The organism is Helicobacter cetorum MIT 99-5656, from assembly GCF_000259275.1.
Classification (GTDB): domain Bacteria; phylum Campylobacterota; class Campylobacteria; order Campylobacterales; family Helicobacteraceae; genus Helicobacter; species Helicobacter cetorum.
Genome location: NC_017735.1, coordinates 635,228 through 656,528, shown reverse-complemented (window position 1 = coordinate 656,528; position 21,301 = coordinate 635,228). Strand labels below are relative to the sequence as shown.

The following is a 21,301-nucleotide window of genomic DNA, read 5'->3' as shown; positions in this document are numbered from 1 at the left end:
CTCATCTATATTTAAAGTTTGATTAAGGATTAATCAAAAGAATATAGACTTTTGATTTAAACTTGCTATAATGCGAGTTTGATTATGAAAATTAGTTTAAGTGGAGTAAACACAATGAAAAAAGGTATCTTAAGTTTAGCGTTAGTAAGTGTGTTAAGCGCATCGTTTTTAGTGGCTAAGCCTACTAATAACGCAAAAAAGACAACTAGTGCTTCAGCAAATAGTGTGTTAGCTACCGTAGATGGTAAGCCAATCACTAAGAGTGATTTTGACATGATTAAGCAACGCAACCCAAATTTTGATTTTGACAAGCTCAAAGATAATGAAAAAGAAGCTCTCATTGAGCAAGCCATTCGCACCGTTTTAGTAGAGAATGAAGCCAAGACAGAGAAGCTAGATAGCACTCCAGAGTTTAAGGCGATGATTGATGCGGTAAAAAAGCAAGCCTTAGTGGAATTTTGGGCGAAAAAACAGGCTGAGGAAGTGAAAAAAGTTAAAATTCCTGAGAAGGAAATGCAAGATTTTTACAATGCTAATAAAGACCAAATTTTTGTTAAGCAAGAAGCTCACGCAAGACATATCTTAGTCAAGAGCGAAGATGAAGCGAAGAGAATTATTTCTGAAATTGACAAACAGCCTAAGACCAAAAAGGAAGCCAAATTTATTGAATTAGCTAATCGTGATACTATTGACCCTAATAGTAAGAATGCACAAAATGGCGGCGATTTGGGTAAATTTCAAAAAAATCAGATGGCTCCAGATTTTTCTAAGGCAGCTTTTGCTTTGACTCCAGGTAATTACACTAAAACCCCTGTTAAAACAGAGTTTGGCTATCATGTCATCTACTTGATTTCAAAAGATAATCCTACGACTTATACTTACGAGCAGGCTAAACCTACCATTCAAGGAATGCTACAAGAAAAGCGTTTCCAAGAGCGTATGAATCAAAAAATTGAGCAACTAAGGAAGCAAGCTAAAATTGTTATCAACAAATAAGCCAAGTGATTTAATGAGGTATTTATTATGCTAGTTAATGGTAATGAAATTTTATTGAAAGCTCATAAAGAAGGCTATGGGGTAGGGGCATTTAATTTTGTTAATTTTGAAATGCTGAACGCTATTTTTGAAGCAGGTAATGAGGAAAATTCTCCGCTTTTCATTCAAGCGAGTGAAGGGGCGATTAAATACATGGGAATTGATATGGCAGTAGGCATGGTAAAAATTATGTGCGAACGCTACCCCCACATTCCTGTAGCTTTACACTTAGACCATGGAACAACTTTTGAGAGTTGTGAGAATGCCGTGAGAGCGGGCTTTACCTCTGTAATGATTGATGCATCTCATCATGCTTTTGAAGAAAATTTAGAATTGACTTCTAGAGTGGTAAAAATGGCACATAATGCTGGAGTGAGCGTGGAAGCAGAATTAGGGCGTTTAATGGGAATTGAAGACAATATTTCTGTAGATGAAAAGGATGCTGTATTAGTAAACCCTAAAGAAGCAGAGCAGTTTGTCAAAGAATCTCAAGTGGATTACTTAGCCCCAGCCATTGGCACAAGTCATGGGGCGTTTAAATTCAAGGGTGAACCACAGCTAGACTTTGAGCGTTTATTAGAAGTAAAGCGGCTAACAAATATTCCCTTAGTTTTGCATGGGGCGAGTGCGATACCTGATGATGTGAGAAAGGCTTATTTGGATGCTGGAGGTGATTTAAAAGGTTCTAAGGGTGTGCCTTTTAAGTTTTTGCAAGAATCAGTGAAGGGGGGCATTAATAAGGTTAATACCGACACGGATTTAAGGATTGCTTTCATAGCAGAAGTGCGTAGGATAGGCAATGAAGATAAGAGTCAGTTTGATTTGAGAAAGTTCTTTGCTCCAGCTCAATTGGCTCTCAAGAATGTGGTTAAAGAGCGTATGAAGCTCTTGGGCAGTTCTAATAAAATTTAATCAAACAAGGAAAGAAATAAAATGGCAATTGGCATGAGCGAGCTAAAAAAAGGCTTGAAAATTGAATTAGGCGGTGTTCCTTATAGAATTGTAGAATACCAACATGTTAAGCCCGGTAAGGGTGCGGCATTTGTGCGTGCAAAAATCAAGTCGTTTTTGGATGGTAAGGTGATTGAGAAGACTTTTCATGCTGGGGATAAGTGCGAGGAGCCAAACTTAGCAGAAAAGACGATGCAATATCTCTATCATGATGGCGATGCTTATCAATTCATGGATATAGAAAGTTATGAGCAAATTGCTTTGAATGACTCTCAAGTGGGCGATGCTTCTAAATGGATGTTAGATGGCATGCAAGTGCAAGTTTTGTTACACAATGACAAGGCCATTTCGGTAGATGTGCCACAGGTTGTGGCTCTAAAGATTGTAGAAACCGCTCCTAATTTTAAGGGCGACACTTCAAGTGCGAGTAAAAAGCCAGCGACCTTAGAAACAGGTGCAGTGGTGCAAGTGCCTTTCCATGTCTTAGAAGGCGAAGTGATTAAGGTTAATACTGAAACAGAAGAGTATCTTGAAAAGGTCAAGTAGGGTGTGTCTAATATAGTTGATTAAAAGTAGTTTTTAATCAATGCTAATAGAGTCCAATACTTTCTGTAGCAAAGGGGTTTGTTAGCCCCTTACTTAATCGCATAGAAGTTGTTCTAATTTGTTGTTAGAATATATGTAAAGCTTAACAACTATTATTTATAAATAATTCGTTTCTATTATAAAAATCACTTTAAAAAGTTTTTCATGTGTTTTGATTATCCAAGCTGTGTGGCTATTTTGAAATATACTAGATGTTAAAACATATTCAGTTTTTCTGTATTATTTTATGCTCTATGGCTTTATGTTATTTTTTTTGTAATAAAATTAATGTTCTATAGCATCAGCTTGCAAGGGGGTGTTAGCTTTTAAAAATTTTGTTGCTTTTTTGCCTAAAATTTCTTTGTAAAATTTAGGGTGTAGGCCAAGATTTGGGCGCAACGCCTTGATATTCTCACTAGTAAAAGCTTCGCCTTTTTGAATATCTTTAATCACAAATAAAGAGCGAGCAAAAATTCTTCGTTTCTCTAAAGTCCCTTTATCAATTTCTGACTCTTCTTTTCCTAGGGCCAAAACGCTTTGTTTGATTTCTTTAACCATGTTTTTAAATTCGTTAAAATCCATGCTAAAGGCACTATCTGGGGTTTGTATAGATTTGTTCAAAATAAAATGTTTTTCTATCATACTCGCACCTAGAGTGGTGGCTAGAATGGGACAAAGTGAGCCGATAGTATGGTCGCTCAAACCAAATTTTACACCAAATTTTTCGCCAAAATTAACCATGCTTAAAAGATGAGCGTCTTCTAATTTGCTAGGATAAGCACTCACGCATTTTAAAAGTGTGATGTCAAAATGATTGACTTCTTTGCACAAAGTAATGGCGTCTTGTAATTCAGTCAGTGTGGCGATGCCACTAGAAAGGATAATGGGTTTTTGTGTGCGTGCGACTTTTTCAATCAATTCTAAATCAGTAATTTCAAAACTAGCGATTTTATACATAGCGCAATCTAAGCTCTCTAAAAGTTCTAAGGCTTTTAGACTAAAAGGTGAGCTAAAAATTCCTAAATCAAGCTTTCTAGCTAACTCAAACAATTCAGCATGCCACTCTAGGGGTGTAGAAGCTTTTTGATACAATTCATACAAGCTTTCTTTATCCCATAAAGTGCCTTGAATGATGAAGGGGTTTTCCTTTAAGGTCATACAATCTGGCGTGTAGGTTTGGAGCTTGACAAAATCCGCACCACTTTCTTTAATGGCATAAATGCTTTCTTTAGCGAGATTTAAATCTTGGTTATGATTAGCGCTCAACTCTGCGACAATTTTAGGATACTTTAACATTTTCTTATTTTTCCTTGATTAGAGTTTCTTTTTCTAAGCGATAGACTTGTGAGCAAGTGAAAGCCAAATTTTCATCATGCGTAGCTAAAACTAAAGCCCCTTCTTCTTCTATAATGTAGTTTTGTAGAATGCTTATGACTTGATTAGCGGTAGTGGTGTCTAAATTTCCGGTAGGTTCATCGGCGATAATGATTTTTGGTTTTTTAGAGAGCATTCTAGCAATGCTTAGGCGTTGTTGCTGTCCGCCACTTAATTCGCCCACGCCTTGTTTGAGAGTGTGGGCTATGCCTAATTTTTCTAAAAGCGTGTGATTAATACTTTGTTTAGACATAATTGAAGCGACTTGTAAATTTTCTAAAGCATTAAACCCTTTAAAAAGATAATGGGCTTGAAACACGATGCCTATTTGATAGCGACGCAATTCTAAAAGTTTTTTTGAATTTAAGGCATAAATATCTTCATATTCTAATAAACTAATTATCCCGCTATTTGGTTTTAGCATGGTGGCTAGATGATTTAAAAGAGTGCTTTTGCCACTCCCACTTATGCCTAAAATCGCTAGGCTTTCTTTAGGTTTAATGTGTAAATTCACGCCACTATAAAGGGGTTTTTCAAAGGCGTGAGAGATATTAGTTGCTCTAATCATAAAGTTTTCCTAAAAAGAATATCGCCTAACAAACTTGGGCTTAGAATGTAAGAAGATGAAAAATTTGCACTATGTAAAATAACCTTGTGATAGCGCCTTGCATAGTGTTTTAAAAGCATTCTTTGCAGGCTCGGTTCAATGCTTGGGCTAAACCATGCGTTATTGCTCATTACAATAAAAACTTTTGAAGGGCTGTTTAAATAAGCGAGTCTAGAAGTGCCTTCATAGCAAATTAAGGGGCGAAAAATTAGATTATCTAGTTTAAAATCACTAAAATTTTGACTAGAGCGGTATAAATAAGCGCTCTCGCCAAAAAAGAGTTTTTCAAGGGGTTTTTTAAGAAATTCTGGCAAGGGCATAGTTTCACCAAAGGGGGCTAGAATGACCTTGTCAGTAATTTGAACGCTTTTTTTAGAAAATAAAAACGCACTATTATAGAGATTATAACCTTGCGTGCGTAAGGTGCCTATTAAAATAGCAATATTATCACTCAAATTTTCTAGCTCAGCTTTAAAGGCGGAGTTTTCTAGAGTAGTGGGGTAGGCGGTTTCTGGAAATACGATGAGATTTTTTTTGTGGCTAATGGCGAGCTTTATTTCTTTAAGCATGTTATTTTCAATATCGCTAAGGTAGTTTGAATCAAATTTTAAATTTTGGGGAGTTGTGGTAGAGACTAGTTGGATATTGTCAGTATTTTTTAAGTCGCTTGTTTTAAAAAGGTTGAAATCGAGAGCGATTGCTAAGCATAATATCCCTAAGATTTTATAGGTTTTAGGTTTTAAGGTGCTAAAGAAAATGCAAGCTAAAAAGACAAGTCCTAAAGATAATTTGTCATTTTTAAACACACTATAAGCAAAAAAGCTATCTGGCACTAGCCAATCAAAATTAAAGGGGTGGATAAAGCTTATGCTTAAAAAGCTCAAAAGCCTAAAATAGGGGTTTTCAAAATAAAGTAAAAAGTAAAATAGCACCCCATAGACTAACGCTACAAGAATAATGATTAGGGGCAACAAATAAGGAAATTCTGAGTAACGAAAGCTTAAAGCACTCCAATAAAAGAGTAATGCCCCTATAAGAAATCCAAAGAAAAGGGCGTGATTTTTAGGTGCTTTTAAAAAGGCTAACATGCTTAATGGAGCTAGTAGGCTATTAAGTGCGATAGAAATATAGGGGTTTAGATTAAATAAATCTAAAAGAGTGTTAATATACACACTCAAAACAAATAAACATGCCAGTAAAAAAGTGTTTGTATGAAGTGAAACAAAACGCATGCTTTCTGACCTTAAAATTTTATAGGGTATTATAACGACAATTAGGCGGATTTTAGGGTTGTGTCGGCTGTAACTGAAAGAATGCTTGGCTAATTAAGGCTAGTTTTTTTTAAGTTGTGTTATTATTCTCAAATTTCAAGGCTTTAAAAGAGTGCAAGTTTATTGGAGTTGCTTAAGGGAGCGTTTGTTTTTTAAAAAACGCCGTTGTTATTTTGAAATTAAGAAAGGTTTGGGTTTAGAGTTTGAATTATATTGATTTAGCGTTGATTGTTGTAGTTGTAGCCTTTGGAATTAGGGGGTTTTATCATGGATTAGTGAGTGAAGTAGCTGGTATTTTAGGGATTGTGCTTGGAGTGTATTTGGCGTCTAGGTATTCTATTGTTATTGGTCAGTTATTCTCAGAACATTTGTATAATCTAAGAAATGAAACCATGACTAATCTCATCGGTTTTTTGCTTGTGTTAGCGTTAGCTTGGGTGTTTTTCTTAACGCTTGGGGTCGTGCTAAGCAAGGTTTTAGTCTTTAGTGGACTAGGCATTATTGATAGGGCGTTAGGCTTTATTTTTTCATGTTTAAAAACTTTTTTAGTGCTTTCTTTTATTCTTTATGCACTCTCTAAAATGGATTTGATGAAAAATATTGACGCTTACTTGCAGGAAAAAAGCGATATTTTTCCTACGATGAAAGGCATTGCAAGTAAAATCATGCGTCTTGATGGCGTTAAACATGCAGAACAAAATCTTAAAGATAATTTTAAAGAGATGGGCGATGAAATCAAAGATAACGCTAAAGAAACTTTTGATAAGGCTATGGATAAGGGGGTAGAAGTCCTGAAGGAAAAGGCTAAAGATTTACCCAAAAAAATGTTAGAGCAAGAATACAAGAGTGATACCAACTAAAGAACAACCCTAAAGGCATAATATGTTTTCTAATCAATACATTCAACAACGCATAAATAAAGCTAATAGCTTAAGAGAAGAAGGGAAAAACCCTTATAAAAACGGCTTGAAACGAAGTCTTAAAAACGATGCTTTTTTAGAAAAATACGCTTATGTTAAAGATTTAGAAGAGCCTAAAGACAAAGAAAAATGCGAGAGTATTGTAGGTAGAGTCAAGCTCTTGCGTTTGATGGGTAAGGCATGTTTTATTAAGATTGAAGACGAAAGCACGACTTTGCAAGCTTATATTTCACAAAATGAATTAAACGATGAGTTTAAGAGCTTAAAAAAGCATTTAGAAGTGGGCGATATTGTGTTTGTGAAGGGTTTTCCTTTTGCTACAAAAACAGGCGAATTAAGTATCCATGCCCTAGAATTTCATATTTTAAGCAAAGCCATTGTGCCATTACCGGAGAAATTTCATGGGCTTAGCGATGTGGAGTTGCGTTATCGCCAGCGATACTTGGATTTAATCGTTAATCCCGAAGTTAAAGAGGTGTTTAAAAAGCGTAGCTTGATTGTCTCAAGTGTGCGTAAATTTTTTGAAACAGAAGGCTTTTTGGAAGTAGAAACCCCTATGATGCACCCTATTCCTGGTGGAGCGAATGCAAGACCTTTTGTAACTTATCACAATGCTTTAGAAATTGAAAGGTATTTAAGAATTGCCCCAGAACTATATCTCAAACGCCTTATTGTAGGGGGTTTTGAAGCGGTGTTTGAAATCAATCGTAATTTCAGAAACGAAGGCATGGACCATAGCCATAACCCTGAATTTACGATGATTGAATTTTACTGGGCGTATCACACTTATGAAGATTTGATTGAATTAAGCAAGAGATTGTTTGACTACTTGCTAAAGACCTTGAATTTAACTTCAAAAATTGTCTATAACGACATGGAAGTGGATTTTAACCAAACTTGCGTGATTTCTTATTTAGACGCTTTAGAAAAAATAGGGGGCATTAGTAAGGATATTTTAGAAAAAGAAGACAAACTTTTAGCTTATTTGTTAGAAAAAGGTATCAAAGTAGAGAATAACCTTACTTATGGAAAATTGCTCGCTGAGGCGTTTGATAATTTTGTAGAGCATAAACTCATTAACCCCACTTTTGTAACAGAATATCCTATTGAGATTAGCCCACTAGCTAGACGCAATGATAATAATCCTAATATCGCTGATAGGTTTGAATTATTTATCGCTGGGCGAGAAATTGCTAATGGCTTTAGCGAGCTTAATGACCCCTTAGACCAACTAGAGCGTTTTAAGGCTCAAGTGGCTGAAAAAGAAAAGGGCGATGAAGAGGCACAATATATGGACGAAGACTATGTATGGGCATTAGCGCATGCTATGCCCCCAACTGCAGGACAAGGCATAGGCATTGACAGATTAGTCATGTTATTAACCGGAGCTAAGAGCATTAAAGATGTGATTTTGTTTCCAGCTATGCGTCCTGTTAAAAACGATTTTAATGTTGAGAGTGAAGAGTAAATGGCATATTTTTTAGAACAAAGCGATAGCGAGATTTTTGAACTTATTGGCGAAGAATTAAAGCGTCAAAACGAACATTTAGAAATGATAGCAAGCGAGAATTATACCTTTCCTAGTGTTATGGAGGCTATGGGAAGTGTCTTAACGAACAAATACGCCGAAGGCTATCCAAACAAGCGCTACTATGGGGGCTGTGAAGTGGTGGATAAAATAGAAAGCCTAGCCATAGAAAGGGCTAAAAAGCTTTTTAATTGTCAGTTTGCTAATGTGCAATCTCATTCAGGCTCACAAGCTAATAACGCCGTTTATCACGCCCTTTTAAAACCTTATGACAAGATTTTAGGCATGGATTTAAGCTGTGGGGGGCATTTAACGCATGGTTCTAAAGTGAGCTTAACCGGTAAGCATTATCAAAGCTTCTCTTATGGGGTAGGTTTAGATGGCTATATTGATTATGAAGAAGTGCTTAAAGTTGCTAAAAGTGTTAAGCCCCAAATCATTGTGTGTGGGTTTTCAGCCTATCCACGAGAGATTGATTTTAAGAAATTCAGAGAAATTGCTGATGAAGTAGGGGCGTTATTACTAGGCGATATAGCCCATGTGGCAGGACTTGTAGTAGCTAATGAGCATAGCCACCCTTTTCCGCATTGTCATGTGGTTTCAAGCACCACGCATAAGACCTTAAGAGGGCCTAGAGGGGGGCTTATTTTAACTAATAATGAAGAGATAGCCACTAAGATTGATAGAGCGATTTTTCCGGGAACTCAGGGCGGACCTTTAATGCATGTTATTGCTGCAAAAGCGGTGGGGTTTAAAGAGAATTTAAAGCCAGAATTTAAAGCTTATGCACAATTAGTAAAGTCTAACATGCAAGTTTTAGCCCAAGTTTTAAAAGAAAAAAATCATAAGCTAGTGAGTGATGGCACTTCTAACCATTTGCTTTTAATGGATTTTTTAGACAAGCCTTATAGCGGAAAAGACGCGGATAATGCCCTAGGAAATGCCGGAATTTGCGTGAACAAAAATACAATCCCGGGTGAAACTCGTAGCCCTTTTGTAACTAGTGGCATAAGAATTGGTTCGGCCGCATTAAGTGCAAGAGGCATGGGAGCTAAGGAATTTGAAATCATAGGGAATAAAATATCAGATATTTTAAATGATATTGATAATGTTAGTCTGCAATTGCATGTAAAAGAGGAATTAAAGGCTTTAAGTGCACAATTTCCTGTGTATAGCCAACCAATCTTTTAAAAGGAAGTAGTAATGACAGAAATGGAACTCAAACTCATCAAAATAGACACGAGTCACTATTTTGAAAAAAAGCCGGGCTTGGGTGAAAAAATGATTTATGCGGGGCGGTGTTATTACAATAAATTTCAAAAAGTAGATGCCATGCTGACAAGCTCTCTCATTCAAAAACATTTGAAAAGAGAAATAGAAATCGCACACAATTTAATTTTGCGTAATAATAAGGTAGAAAATATTGTGTTTGATTATAATGGGAGAAACCCAGAGCGTTTTTATCATAAGGCACAATTACTTCTTCGTGAAGAAGGCTTTATGAACTTTACCGCTTATAACACTAAGACTCCAGGCCATTTGCATTTATATGTGCATAAAGGGCATACAGAGCTTGGCGAAGGAGAAAGATTAGTTAAAACTTTGTCTATGAAGTTAGCACAAGGTTTGCCTAAAGAGTGGAGAATATTTCCTAACAACGAGTTTCCTAAGGAATTTAACATTCTAGCTTTACCCTATGAAGTTTTTGCGAAAGAACGAGGGAGTTCTTGGGCAAAGCATTTATAAAATTTTTTGAAAGGATTTTTGATGCAAGAAAAAGAAAGATTGAATGATGTTATTTTAGAAGAAGAGAGCAGTGGAGGTGGTGCTAAAAAAGCGCTTTTGATTGTAGCGATTGCGATTATTGTCTTAGCAGTGCTTTTAATGGTATTTTGGAAAAGCACAAGAACCACACCCAAAGAGACCTTTTTACAAACGGATAGTGGCATGCAAAAGATAGGCAACACTAAAGACGAGAAAAAAGATGATGAGTTTGAAAATTTGAATTTAGAGTTTCCTAACAACCCTCAACAAGAAGATAGACTAGACAAACTAGCCGATGATGTGAAGAATCAAGATAGGGCGAATTTGAAAATGCAAAGTGATGAAACCAAAGCACCTAGCGATACGCCCAACAATAAAGGTAGTGAGCCAAATTTCATTGAGCATACTTCTAAGCTAAAGAAAATGCCTAAGCAAGAAGCAAAACAAAATGACAAAAAGCCCGCACAAACTGACAACAAGAAAGCCTCAAAACAAGCTCACACTAAGCATTCTCAGCAAGAGAAAGGGCTTAAAAAACCAGTCAAACAAGAAGCGAAGAAACCCAAAAACACTGCAATGCCTAAGAGTTACTACTTGCAGGTAGGGGTTTTTGCTCATACGCCCAACAAAGCGTTTTTGCAAGAATTTGAAAAGTTTGCTCATAAAATAGAAAAGGGCAAAGCAAATACAAAGTATTTAATCGGACCTTATAAAACCCGTCAAGAAGCCCTAGAGCATGCAAATGAAGTTACGAAAAAACTCACCAAACCTATCATTGTAAAAATGCCTTGAGTTTTGAGCTAAAACTTAGCTCATTTCAAAGATTTTTAAGTTTTAAGGGATACAATCAGCCCAAAGTAATAAGACATTATTAAAGGATAAGCAATGACTAAAACGAGAGAGAGAGAGAGAGAGTAAAAGGCAAAATTTTAGGAATAATCTTACACACTTAAGCAAAAGTGTGTGTTTAGCACTTGTAGGATTATGGAGTAATTTAGAAGCCCATCCAAAAAGCGGATTTTTCATACAGGCAGGGTTTGAAACAGGTATGTCTAGTATCACAGAGAGCGTTAAAAAACGCCCAAACCCACAATCAATCATAGGGAATGGCTTGTATCAGCAGGGTTATCAACCTAGAAAGACAACTAAAGAAGAATCAACTAGCCGTTCAAACCACTCGCACGAAGCCCATTCTCATGAAGAAAGTGAAACCCCTTCTCAAGTAAGTTCTGGTCAAACAGAAAGCACGCAACAAGCTAAGAATACAGAACAAGAAAGCACCACAGCCTCCTCTGCAGTGGTTGTAGAAGGTGTTTCTGAAGAGGGGCAACTTAAGACTTCAGAACAAAAAGACCAAGCCCAAGCTGATGTCCCAGCACAGCCTGACCCTGTAGCTCAAAAAGACCAAGCACGAGAAAAGCAACAAGAAGAAATTGCTCGTAAAACGCAAGAGTGCGAAGAGAGAGTTAAAAGCACAGGTCGAACATGCGCTCCTCTTGCTAAGGGGTTAGATGCAATACCTGATTATGCCCCTAGCACTATTCAAACACCAAAGACAATTTCAAAAATTACTTCAGGTAGCTATACTTCAACAGCCCTTTTTACCGATAGTAATGTTGTGGGGCAAACCTTTTCTACCACTAACCCCATAGCTACTACCTTTGATGCAAGCAATTCAACCATTCATATTAAAAATTCCTTACCCTATGATTTAAAGAATGTGAAGTTAGTGGTTAAGGTTAAGGACGATACAAACGAAAAAGGCTATAGAGATGTTACTTTAGCGACTTTTGATAGTATCAAAGCGAGTTCGCATATCACCTTAAATAAAAATCAAATTCCAGCTTTCAGCGATAGTGCGTTACAAAAGGTGGACACGCAAAATTTTGAGTTTAGATATAACGGCACAACACTCCCAAATGATACTAGCGACCATACAAGAAGGGTTTTAGAAGCCATAGATAAAATTACCACCAACATTCATGGGACCTTTCAAAACCCAGAGAGTGCAAATAGTAATCGCTCCAAATATCAAAAAATGACTGCTGATGTGGCTCAAAACTATGTCAATATGTATCTTAATTTAGCTGGCACTTTAGACTCTCAAGTATGGAAAGAAGCTATGCTTGATGCAAAATTTAATTTTCATGGCAATGATAATGAAAGTGTTAATCATACGAATATTGACAAGCAATCTTTGGTTGACCAATTCAGACAAGATAGTAGGAACTTGTCTATTAGAGCGGTTAGTTTGTATTCTGGGGCATTTGGTTGGGCTAGTTCCACTAATATGGCTGTCAATGCGAATTTTATCAACCCTAATTTTAATGAGTTATTGAGAAAATACAATGATACTGCAGACAATGGTAATGACGGATGGAATGACGCTTACCGCTACATGTTCCATACTTTTTTCCATGAATTTGGACACACCAAAGGCTGGAAACATGATAGCAATTTGACTTATAGCGAGTATTATCATTTAGGTGGAGGATTTTCTAGCGTTACCACTGATGCGTGGTTGAAATTAGCTAATTCAAATGAATTACCTATTAATTATCAAGATTTGCCTGCGAATTATGGTGGTAACGAATATTATGATGGGGTTAAAAGTGCCGTTCAGGGCAAGGTTGCCGTAGCCCATCAGTTAAAGAATCGAAAAATAGCTGGCAATGATACTTCAAATATAGGATATCCCTACTACGGATACCCTACTTACAACAACCCTTATATCTCAAATAATAGTGGTTGTACTGCTGAAGAAATGCGTTTATATGATGAGTGTAGGTATTATGCCGATATGGCATTGCAAGATGTTCCTAAAGGTGCGTTTGAGAATGCTCTAAACACCATGAGTGCCACTCTTTTAGAAAGTGTTCAAGCCTTGCAAAATAAAGCCCTAAAAAACCCCACCCTAGGCTTCAACACCCAAATAGGTTATCAAAACTATTTCAACAACATTATCGGTCTTTCTTACTATGCTATGTTTAATTACAACTTCTCTAAAAGACAAGGCTTATTAAACAAAACACAACAATATGGAGTAGGGGGTGGAGTGAATCTCTTAATAGACTTTATCAATGTCTATAAAGATAAAAACTTCAAATCTTCTTTTGGAGTCTTTGCTGGAGCTAGAGCCTTGTATAACCGCTATCAATTCAATGGTATGATTAACGCTAGCAAGCATAAAGGCAATGTCTATTTCACTACAGGCTTTAACTACCGCTACAAGCATTCTAAAATCTCTCTAGGAATTAGTATGCCACTTATTAAACAAAACATTAAAGCCCAACTACTTACAGAAGAAACTATCAACGAAGTGGCTTTGAATGAAAACTTTAACAACATGCATGTGTTTATGAATTATGGGTGGGTGTTTTAAAGAATATACTAGGATAGCATGGAAAAATATCTCATTAATGGTTTGAGAGATTTGCATGCTCTATGCTTGAAAATGATTGTCTTTTATGCATCTTAGTGGTTTTAAACGCTCATTAATAGAATGGGGGTTAGTAACAGGCATGCTAGAGAATAAAGAAAATCAAAGGCATGCAATCCCTACGCCAAAGCATAGAAAACCCCAAAGATACCTAGAATTTACCTAAATTGCCTTAACCATAAGGTTTATAGGGTGAATTATAATAGTCAAATAATATTAAAGAAAATCATTGTTTTTGAAATCTCTAATTAAACAACACTCTCAAACCAGACTTTGAATGTAAAAATAAAGACCTTATTCTAATATTGACAGCTCAAAAAATGTTTTTCATAAAAGTGTTGTTTTTGCTTTAATCTTATCTAGCATTCTTTGATTTTTTTAAGAAAGTTTGTTTTATATTATATTTTTATTGTAAAACTCATTTTCTTAAAACCATGTTTTTGTCATTCTTTAGCTAATTTGCTAAAACTAACTCTTAAAGCAAGCAAACAAAACTAAAAACGCCTTATTTAGGCATCTTTGTTGGGTTTGTATGGGTGAGTAAATTTATATGATAAACTTTACAAAACCCCAAAAACAAGCCCCTAAAATTAGTTTTATTTAAGCGGTTAAAAGCCTTGTATATAGGGGTTATTTGAAAAAATATCGCATTTTTTGAAACCAAAAACCCCAACGCCGTTTAATTCTCTTGTCACACAATTTCAACATTTTTAGAATAGAGACACATTTAAACCAAAACGCCCTAAAATGGGGCGTTTGAATACTATAAATAGGAGTTTTTGAAATGAAACAACTGAGACAAATTGTCTTAACCAAAGATACAAAGACATGGCATTATTTAAGCCTTATGAGAGCAAAAGCCCAAAAAATGCAAATAGACCTAGTAACCGCTAAAGAGCAAGAGCCAATGAGCCAATGGGTAAATGCTTACTATTTAGCTACCAAAAACGGCGGACAGCACTTTTCAAAAGAAATCAATGCATGCGTTAAGGCGTATATTCAAAACTTGCCTAAAACTTTAAAAAAAGGAGCGAGCCATGTGTAAAAGTAATCAATTAACCTTACAAAATGAGACAATCATTTTAAAAAGGAGCGTAAACAACAAAACCTACACCGCAAGCTTTAAGACAAAAAAAGAAGCCCAAAAAGTCTATAACAGCATGACTAAGAAACACTATCTACTACAAGAAAGTTGCGTAGGAGTATCTTTTATGGCGCATGGCAATGTAATCGTTGAATTTTTAGAACAAATACAAAAGAGAGACAACGAAAATAACAGCACAACAGATTTAAGCAACATCAAACTATCAAAAAACAACCACCAAGAAAACATGGATTTGTTTTTACCAGATAGCGATGAAGAGGAGCTAAAAGGGGGCGTTTTCATTAGAAATGAAAAAAGCATCTACTTCTACAGCCAAAAGAGACAAAAGGCCTACAGGCTTAATGAACACAACACAGAAAAAAACCAGCTATTCAAAAAGATTAGAATCTACAATATTAAGCTAAAAGCCGAAGAAAATGGCGACATTTTAATGGTTGAAGGCTTAGATATTGAAGCGGTATTTTATGAAACAGCGTATCTCTTTTTCAAAAAAGGGGATTTTATTTTTTTCAAAAAGAACAGGAGCGAACTTTTAACCATTGATGTGAAAGCAAAGAGCGTTTACTCTATTGACTACGAGGGGCTAGTTACACACGATAGAGAAAAAATGGCAGAAGCTATCATTAAAACCATACAAGAGGAGCAAGCCACCAAAGAGCCAGCGAGAGAAATCACAGAGCAAGGAAAAAAACTAATTTTAAAAGATTCATATTACAAGTCTTTCATACATCGGATCGATGACGAAGAAAAAGGACATGACCTAATTATATTCGGTTTTGATTTTAAAAAACAAAAAATTGAGATTGTTTTAGATAGGTTAACTACAAGTGGCGAAGTTTATAAAACTAATCTCATGAATCAAGATGCAATCTTTAGCTTATTAGGGATATATACTCTACAACTAAATATTTTTAAACATGAAAATACTTTAAAAATAGAACTACCCCAAAAAGCAAAGGAAATCTACAAGGAAATCCTAAGAATGCAAGGTCAAGAAATAAACGAGCTTTTAGACAAGCCATTTATTTTTGAAAAGAGTATTGAGGGTTAAAATGATTAGATACAACATAGATTCTAAACAGCCAAAAAAAACAAGGCTAAACCCCAAAAAAGAAACACTTATCATAAACACACTCATAGCTTTGTGTGTTTATGCCTTGATTTTCATAATAGCAGAGGTAAAATCATGAAAAATTTCACCATCTACTCACGCAATAACACGCCCTATCTAAACTACACAAAGGATAAAAAACGCCACCGCATAAGCCTTACTAATAAGCTAAAAGGCTACAGCAGTGCCGAAATGATTTTAATTATAAGAGAGCTAAACGCATGCCAAAATATAGAAAGCGTTTTAAAAAAATTAAGCACCCTTAAAACAAGGTTAAACAGAAATGAAAAAAAAGGCGATGCCACATACCCACAAGAGAGCCAAGAAGCAAGAGCCAACAAAAGAGCCAAAAAGCTAAAAGGCAATGAAACCATCGAGCATGTTTTTTCAAACTATTTAAACCAAAAAATAGGGCTTAAAAAGACAACGCTTCTAAGCGTTAAGACCAACTTCACATCTATTTTAAACACCATGAAAATGAAAGAGAGTGCTAAAATTTCTAAAATCACACAAGAGCGTGTGGTTTTTTTTCATAACAAGGCGCTAGAGAAATTTAAAAAATCCTCTCTAATCGTTTTAAACCACCTTTTAAAAAGTTTCTTAGACTTTGCCACAGAGCATGGCTACTTAGAAAAAAGCCCTTATTTTAAAGTTAATCTAAACAACGCCAAAGAGTCCAAAGAGATTAAGCCATTTAACTTGCAAGAAATCAAGGAAATTTTAAACGAATGCCCTTCTACTATTTTAAGAGCGTTTTTAACAACCGCATTTTTTACAGGCCTAAGGACAGGCGAACAATTAGCTTTAAAATGGAAGGACATTGACTTTATTAATAAAAAGATAAATGTTGAATACTCACTTAACATTTTAGGGGAATTAAGCACACCAAAAAATAAATCTAGCAAGAGAGAGATTGACCTTTTAGAGCCAGTAGAAAGAGCATTAATTGAATTAAAAAAATCTCAAAAAGGCGTTTTTATATTCATAGACAAGCCACAAAAAACGCGCGAATTTCAAAAGGCTTTTACAAAACTTTTAGATGCTTTGAATTTAGAAAAGAGAAAAATATACACCACACGCCACACCTTCGCCAGCCTTATGTTAAGCCAAGGCGAAGAGGCCATGTGGGTTTCAAAAATGTTAGGGCATAAAGATTTAAACACCACTTACTCTATCTATAGTCATTACATACCACAGCAAAACAGAGAGAGGGCGGCGTTTTTAAGAGGGGCAATGTTATGAACGCTTTACATATAGTCGTATATAGACAGCTAAGAGCTAGAGATTTAAATATAAGTTTTTATGATTTTATCCCAACAAAGCGAAAAACTCCGTCCTTTAGGGCGGAGATGTAAGCGTCAATAGCCGTTAGGCTATTTTTTAGTGTCATTTAACCTAAAAACAAAAGGTTAGCAAATCTAATGTGGTGTTTCTTGCTCTTGGATATATTGCTTAATGATTTCTAAAGGAGCACCCCCACAGCTTCCAGCAAAATAACTAGGCGACCATAAATGATTGCCCCACAAAGTAGCTTTAACATTTTTAAAATTTTGTTGTCTAACCAAACGACTACTAACACCCTTTAAAGAATTAACTAACCTACTAACACTAACTTTTGGTGGATAATTGATAAGTAAATGCACATGGTCGCTTTCCCCATCAAATTCTACTAACTCGCTTTCAAAGTCTTTGCATACCTTAGCAAATACAGAACCTAAAAAGTCTATAACTTCTTTGTTGAATGCTTTACGCCTATATTTAGTTACAAATACTAAATGCACATGCATTAAAAAAACACAATGTCTGCCATGTCTAATATTATCAATTTGTTTCATAGACCAAGTTTAACTAAATTATGCTAAAATCTTTCTATGAAAGTAAATAAGGGCTTTAAATTTCGTTTGTATCCTACCAAAGAGCAACAGACCAAATTACAACACTCTTTTTTTGTCTATAACCAAGCCTATAACATTTGCTTAAATCTACAACAAGAGCAATACGAAAAAAACAAAGATTTACCCACTAAACAAAGAAAATGGCAAAAATCAAGCGAATTAGATAGTGCGATTAAGCACCATTTAAAAGCTAGGAATTTAAGTTTTAGTAGTGTAGTCGCTCAACAATCACGCATGAATGCAGAAAGAGCCTTAAGAGATGCCTTTAAAGTCAAAAATAGGGGCTTTCCTAAATTTAAAAACTCTAAATTTGCTAAACAAAGTTTTACTTGGAATAATCAAGGCTTTTCTATCAAAGACTTTAACGAACGCTTTAAGATGTTTAACTTAATGAAAATGCCCTTAAAAATGCGTATGCATAGAGACTTACCCCTTAATGCTAAGATTAAACAAATCGTAGTCTCTTGCTCTCATCAAAAATATTTTGTTAGTTTTAGCATAGAATACGAAAAAGAGCTTAACACTATTAAAGAGCCTAGAAATTGTGTCGGTGTGGACTTAAATATCTATGATATAGCTTTAAGCGTTGATTTAAAAGAATATGAAAAACTAACCGACCTAGAACAATACCAAAAAGACATGAAAGAACTAGGTTTAAAAGTAGATGAAAATATCAATCTAAAACGACTTATTCCTACTTATTCTAAACTACATTCTTTTAAAAAATACTCTAAAGAATTTAAAAGACTACAAAGAAAACAAAGCCGTAGGGTTTTAAAATCTAAACAAAATAAAATCAAACTAGGAGGTAATTTTTACAAAACTCAAAAAAAATTAAACAAAGCCTTTGATAAATCAAGCTATCAAAAACTAGACAGATACCATAAAATCACAAGCGAACTTTCAAAGCAATTTGAATTGATAGTAGTTGAAGACTTACAAATTAAGAACATGACCAAAAGAGCCAAACTCAAAAATGTTAAACAAAAGAGTGGGCTTAATAAGTCTATACTAAATACTTCATTCTATCAAATCATCTCTTTTTTAGACTACAAACAACAGCATAATGGCAAATTGTTAGTGAAAGCTCCCCCACAATATACGAGTAAAACTTGTCATAGTTGTGGGCAAATCAACCACGAGCTTAAATTAAATCATAGAGAATATCTGTGTCAAAATTGCGGATATATAGAGCATAGAGATATAAACGCCGCAAGTAATATTTTAAGCAAAGGGTTAAGTCTTCTTGGGTTAGGAAATAGCCTTGCAGACTTTAAAGAGCAAAGCCTTTCGTATTAGCATTCAGTAGGGTGCTTTAGTTAGGAAGCTCCTCGCTTTAGCGAGGGGTGTTTCACACCAAAAACTAAAAATAGCAAAACAAAGCATAAAGCCAGTATGCCGCTATTAAGTCTATTAGAAGGCAAAGTTTTAAACACGATGATAAATAGCTTTAAAACAATGAGTATTATTAAAGGCGTTAAACATGCTTTTTTAATAAAACACGAACAGGCCAAAGTCTTTAAAAGCCCCCTTAAGAAATTAAGGAGTGCTAAAGGATGAAATGTAAAAAAGAGATTTAAAAAAAAATAAAATTTATGGAATTGGTGTTGAGCGACTTCTATGGCATTGTTTTACACAGAATTTTTTTAAAAATCAAGTATAATTATAACTATTGCCTGAATGATTCGTGTTTCTTATTTGATGGCAAGTTCGTTGAAAAAATTGAATTAGGCTATGGTAGTGGTTTTTGTGTGATGGCATTTTTGTTTGAAGCCCCAAAGGGTTTAGAATCTGCCCCTGATAAAGTCCTTCTAGCCTTGTTAGTGTAGGTTATTTGAACTTATGCACATGTAAAAGTAGCGGTCATTTGGGTCAAACCACATTTTAGGGAAGGCATGAAAGATAACAACAGCTATAATGTTTTAATTGTGGGAAGCAAGGGGCGAGAATACGCTTTAGCTCAAAAACTTCAGCAAGATAAACGAGTGAATGCCCTTTATTTTTGTTTGGGTAATGGTGGCACTCAAGATTTGGGCGAAAATCTAGAATGCGAGCATTACAAAGACATCGTTAAATTAGCCCTTGAAAAACAAATCCATTTAGCTATTATCTCAGAAGAAGAGCCTTTGGCTTTTGGGCTTACAGAGATGTTAGAAAAAGCGGGTATTTTGGTCTTTGGAGCTTCTAAAGAGGTGGTTAAATTAGAAAGCTCAAAAAGTTATATGAAGGCCTTTGCTAAAGAGTGTGGTATAAAAAGCGCGTTTTATTTTGAAACAAGCGACCTAAAAGAAGCCCTAGATTATATTCAAAACGCTTCTTATCCTTTAGTGATTAAAGTTGATGGGGCATACCAGGGTAAGGGGGTGAGTCTTGCTAAGGATAAACAAGAAGCTTTAGAAATCCTTAAAGAATATTTAAGGCAAAACAGGCATGTGATTATAGAGCATTTTTTAGAAGGCTTTGAGCTTTCGGCTATGGCGCTTGTAGTTAATGATGATTTTATTGTGCTGCCTTTTTGTGAAGTCTATAAGCGTTTGTTAGAAGGGGATAAGGGGGCAACTACAAATGGCATGGGGGCGTTTGCTCCTATAAAAGTTGCTTCTAGCGAATTAGAAGAAAAGATAAAGAATAATATTTTTAAACCCATTTTAGAAAAACTTCAAGCTAAGGGTATGCCTTTTAGGGGCGTGTTACTAGCTGGGGTTATGGTGGTAGAAGAAGAAGGCGTTTTAGAGCCGTATCTATTAGAATTGAATGTGCGTTTTAAAGACTTGGAGTGTCAGGTTATTTTAACCCTTTTGGAGAGTTCATTGCTAGATTTGTGTTTGGCTGTAGCAAATGGGGATTTGAACCATCTTGAAGTAGAATTTTCTAAAGAATTTGTGATGGGTGTGGCACTTGTTTCTAGGAATTATCCTGGTGGTTCTTCAACTAAACAAACGCTTTATATTGACCCTATTGATGAGAAAAAGGGGCATTTGATTTTGGGAGAAGTACAACAAGATAATGGCGTGTTTGAGAGTAGTGGGGGGAGAGTGCTGTTTGCAATTGGTAGGGGAAAATCATTATTAGAAGCTAGGAATAATGCCTATGAAATCGCTCAGAAAGTGCATTTTGAAGGCATGTTTTATCGCAAGGATATTGGTTTTAGGGCATTGAATTTAAAAGAATACTCTTAAGGATGAGAAGTTGAGACACACATTTAAGCATGATTTGTCTCAATGGTTTTAAATGCGCTCTCAAATTTTAGAAAAAGAAGAAACAGAGATTATAGAGACCCTTCTTGTGCGTGAAAAGGTGCGTTTATGCCCCTTTTATTGGCGTGTGTTAGCGTTTTTAACCGATTGCTTATTGGTGGGGTTTTTATTGAGCGATAGCTTAAGTGCATGCGATTTTTTAAAAGCGTTTAACTGGCTTTCTAACCCCATTTATTATGCCTTGTTTGTAATAACTTGCTTTATGATTTTATATGGCGTTTATGAAATCTTTTTTATGTGGCTGTGTAAGGTGAGTTTGGGCAAGCTTGTTTTTAGGATTAAAATCATCAATATTTATTTGGCGGATTGTCCTAGTAGGGCTATTTTACTAAAGCGTTTGGCATTAAAGATAATGGTTTTTTTATGCCCTATTTTATGGTTTTCAAATCTTAATCGCTCTTATTACAGGGCATGGTATGAAGAAAAAACCCAAACCCTTTTAGTGTTGTTTTAATATTG

At 35.4% G+C, this 21,301-nt stretch carries 21 protein-coding genes; 17 read left to right on the top strand and 4 right to left on the bottom strand.

Features of this window, described 5'->3' with window-relative positions; genetic code table 11:
* Positions 1-114 precede the first annotated feature (114 nt).
* From HCD_RS03125 to efp, 3 genes are read left to right on the top strand one after another with little or no spacing between them, the layout of a single operon-like run.
* On the top strand, positions 115-996 hold the full coding sequence (locus HCD_RS03125; RefSeq protein WP_014659138.1) for a foldase protein PrsA: 882 nt from the start codon (positions 115-117) through the stop codon (positions 994-996).
* A 27-nt stretch (positions 997-1,023) separates the two neighbouring features.
* Positions 1,024-1,947 (top strand): class II fructose-bisphosphate aldolase, encoded by a 924-nt coding sequence (locus tag HCD_RS03120; protein ID WP_014659137.1) that lies wholly within the window; start codon positions 1,024-1,026, stop codon positions 1,945-1,947.
* Between the two features lie 21 nt (positions 1,948-1,968).
* Positions 1,969-2,532 (top strand): elongation factor P, encoded by a 564-nt coding sequence (efp, locus tag HCD_RS03115; RefSeq protein ID WP_014659136.1) that lies wholly within the window; start codon positions 1,969-1,971, stop codon positions 2,530-2,532.
* A 324-nt stretch (positions 2,533-2,856) separates the two neighbouring features.
* Here efp and pseI read toward each other — a convergent pair whose 3' ends face one another.
* The 3 genes from pseI to HCD_RS03100 are packed head-to-tail and all read right to left on the bottom strand — an operon-like array spanning position 2,857 to position 5,784.
* Positions 2,857-3,867 (bottom strand): pseudaminic acid synthase, encoded by a 1,011-nt coding sequence (gene pseI, locus HCD_RS03110; protein ID WP_014659135.1) that lies wholly within the window; start codon positions 3,865-3,867, stop codon positions 2,857-2,859.
* A gap of 4 nt (positions 3,868-3,871) precedes the next feature.
* Positions 3,872-4,513, bottom strand: coding sequence for an ATP-binding cassette domain-containing protein (locus tag HCD_RS03105; protein ID WP_014659134.1), 642 nt, complete (start codon positions 4,511-4,513; stop codon positions 3,872-3,874).
* Entirely contained in the window at positions 4,510-5,784 is a 1,275-nt protein-coding gene (locus HCD_RS03100) for an apolipoprotein N-acyltransferase (RefSeq protein ID WP_014659133.1), read from the bottom strand. The genes HCD_RS03105 and HCD_RS03100 overlap by 4 nt, the downstream gene beginning before the upstream one ends.
* A gap of 242 nt (positions 5,785-6,026) precedes the next feature.
* Between HCD_RS03100 and HCD_RS03095 the strand changes: the two genes are divergently transcribed.
* From HCD_RS03095 to HCD_RS03055, 10 genes are all read left to right on the top strand, one after another.
* The gene (locus HCD_RS03095) at positions 6,027-6,683 is read left to right on the top strand and encodes a CvpA family protein (protein ID WP_014659132.1); all 657 of its coding nucleotides are present in this window, start codon (positions 6,027-6,029) and stop codon (positions 6,681-6,683) included.
* Between the two features lie 22 nt (positions 6,684-6,705).
* A complete protein-coding gene (lysS, locus tag HCD_RS03090; RefSeq protein ID WP_014659131.1) occupies positions 6,706-8,211 on the top strand; it encodes a lysine--tRNA ligase in 1,506 nt (501 codons plus the stop codon).
* Positions 8,212-9,462, top strand: a complete 1,251-nt coding sequence (locus HCD_RS03085) for a serine hydroxymethyltransferase (RefSeq protein WP_014659130.1) — start codon at positions 8,212-8,214, stop codon at positions 9,460-9,462.
* Positions 9,463-9,474: 12 nt separating this feature from the next.
* Entirely contained in the window at positions 9,475-10,017 is a 543-nt protein-coding gene (locus HCD_RS03080; protein ID WP_014659129.1) for a DUF1882 domain-containing protein, read from the top strand.
* A 21-nt stretch (positions 10,018-10,038) separates the two neighbouring features.
* On the top strand, positions 10,039-10,827 hold the full coding sequence (locus HCD_RS03075; RefSeq protein WP_014659128.1) for an SPOR domain-containing protein: 789 nt from the start codon (positions 10,039-10,041) through the stop codon (positions 10,825-10,827).
* Positions 10,828-10,996: 169 nt separating this feature from the next.
* A complete protein-coding gene (locus HCD_RS03070) occupies positions 10,997-13,417 on the top strand; it encodes a porin family protein (protein ID WP_014659127.1) in 2,421 nt (806 codons plus the stop codon).
* Between the two features lie 76 nt (positions 13,418-13,493).
* Complete coding sequence (locus HCD_RS09325) at positions 13,494-13,640, top strand: hypothetical protein (RefSeq protein ID WP_158308542.1); 147 nt, start codon at positions 13,494-13,496, stop codon at positions 13,638-13,640.
* Between the two features lie 618 nt (positions 13,641-14,258).
* Positions 14,259-14,519: a hypothetical protein gene (locus HCD_RS03065; RefSeq protein WP_014659126.1), complete on the top strand. Its 261-nt coding sequence runs from the start codon at positions 14,259-14,261 to the stop codon at positions 14,517-14,519.
* The gene (locus HCD_RS03060) at positions 14,512-15,630 is read left to right on the top strand and encodes a hypothetical protein (protein ID WP_014659125.1); all 1,119 of its coding nucleotides are present in this window, start codon (positions 14,512-14,514) and stop codon (positions 15,628-15,630) included. Before HCD_RS03065 ends, HCD_RS03060 begins: the two co-directional genes overlap by 8 nt.
* Positions 15,631-15,765: 135 nt before the next feature.
* Positions 15,766-16,932, top strand: a complete 1,167-nt coding sequence (locus tag HCD_RS03055) for a site-specific integrase (protein ID WP_014659124.1) — start codon at positions 15,766-15,768, stop codon at positions 16,930-16,932.
* Positions 16,933-17,108: 176 nt separating this feature from the next.
* Here HCD_RS03055 and tnpA read toward each other — a convergent pair whose 3' ends face one another.
* Complete coding sequence (tnpA, locus tag HCD_RS03050) at positions 17,109-17,525, bottom strand: IS200/IS605 family transposase (protein ID WP_014658764.1); 417 nt, start codon at positions 17,523-17,525, stop codon at positions 17,109-17,111.
* Positions 17,526-17,561: 36 nt separating this feature from the next.
* On the opposite strand from tnpA, the gene HCD_RS03045 reads away from it, so the two are divergent.
* The 4 genes from HCD_RS03045 to HCD_RS03030 all read left to right on the top strand — a co-directional run bounded on the left by HCD_RS03045 (position 17,562) and on the right by HCD_RS03030 (position 21,296).
* Positions 17,562-18,884 carry an RNA-guided endonuclease InsQ/TnpB family protein gene (locus HCD_RS03045; protein WP_014658798.1) on the top strand — a complete coding sequence of 441 codons (1,323 nt, stop codon included), beginning with the start codon at positions 17,562-17,564 and terminating at the stop codon, positions 18,882-18,884.
* Between the two features lie 296 nt (positions 18,885-19,180).
* Entirely contained in the window at positions 19,181-19,414 is a 234-nt protein-coding gene (locus HCD_RS03040) for a hypothetical protein (protein ID WP_014659123.1), read from the top strand.
* A 66-nt stretch (positions 19,415-19,480) separates the two neighbouring features.
* Positions 19,481-20,764 (top strand): phosphoribosylamine--glycine ligase, encoded by a 1,284-nt coding sequence (gene purD / locus HCD_RS03035; RefSeq protein ID WP_014659122.1) that lies wholly within the window; start codon positions 19,481-19,483, stop codon positions 20,762-20,764.
* A 52-nt stretch (positions 20,765-20,816) separates the two neighbouring features.
* Positions 20,817-21,296: an RDD family protein gene (locus tag HCD_RS03030; protein ID WP_014659121.1), complete on the top strand. Its 480-nt coding sequence runs from the start codon at positions 20,817-20,819 to the stop codon at positions 21,294-21,296.
* Positions 21,297-21,301 lie beyond the last annotated feature (5 nt).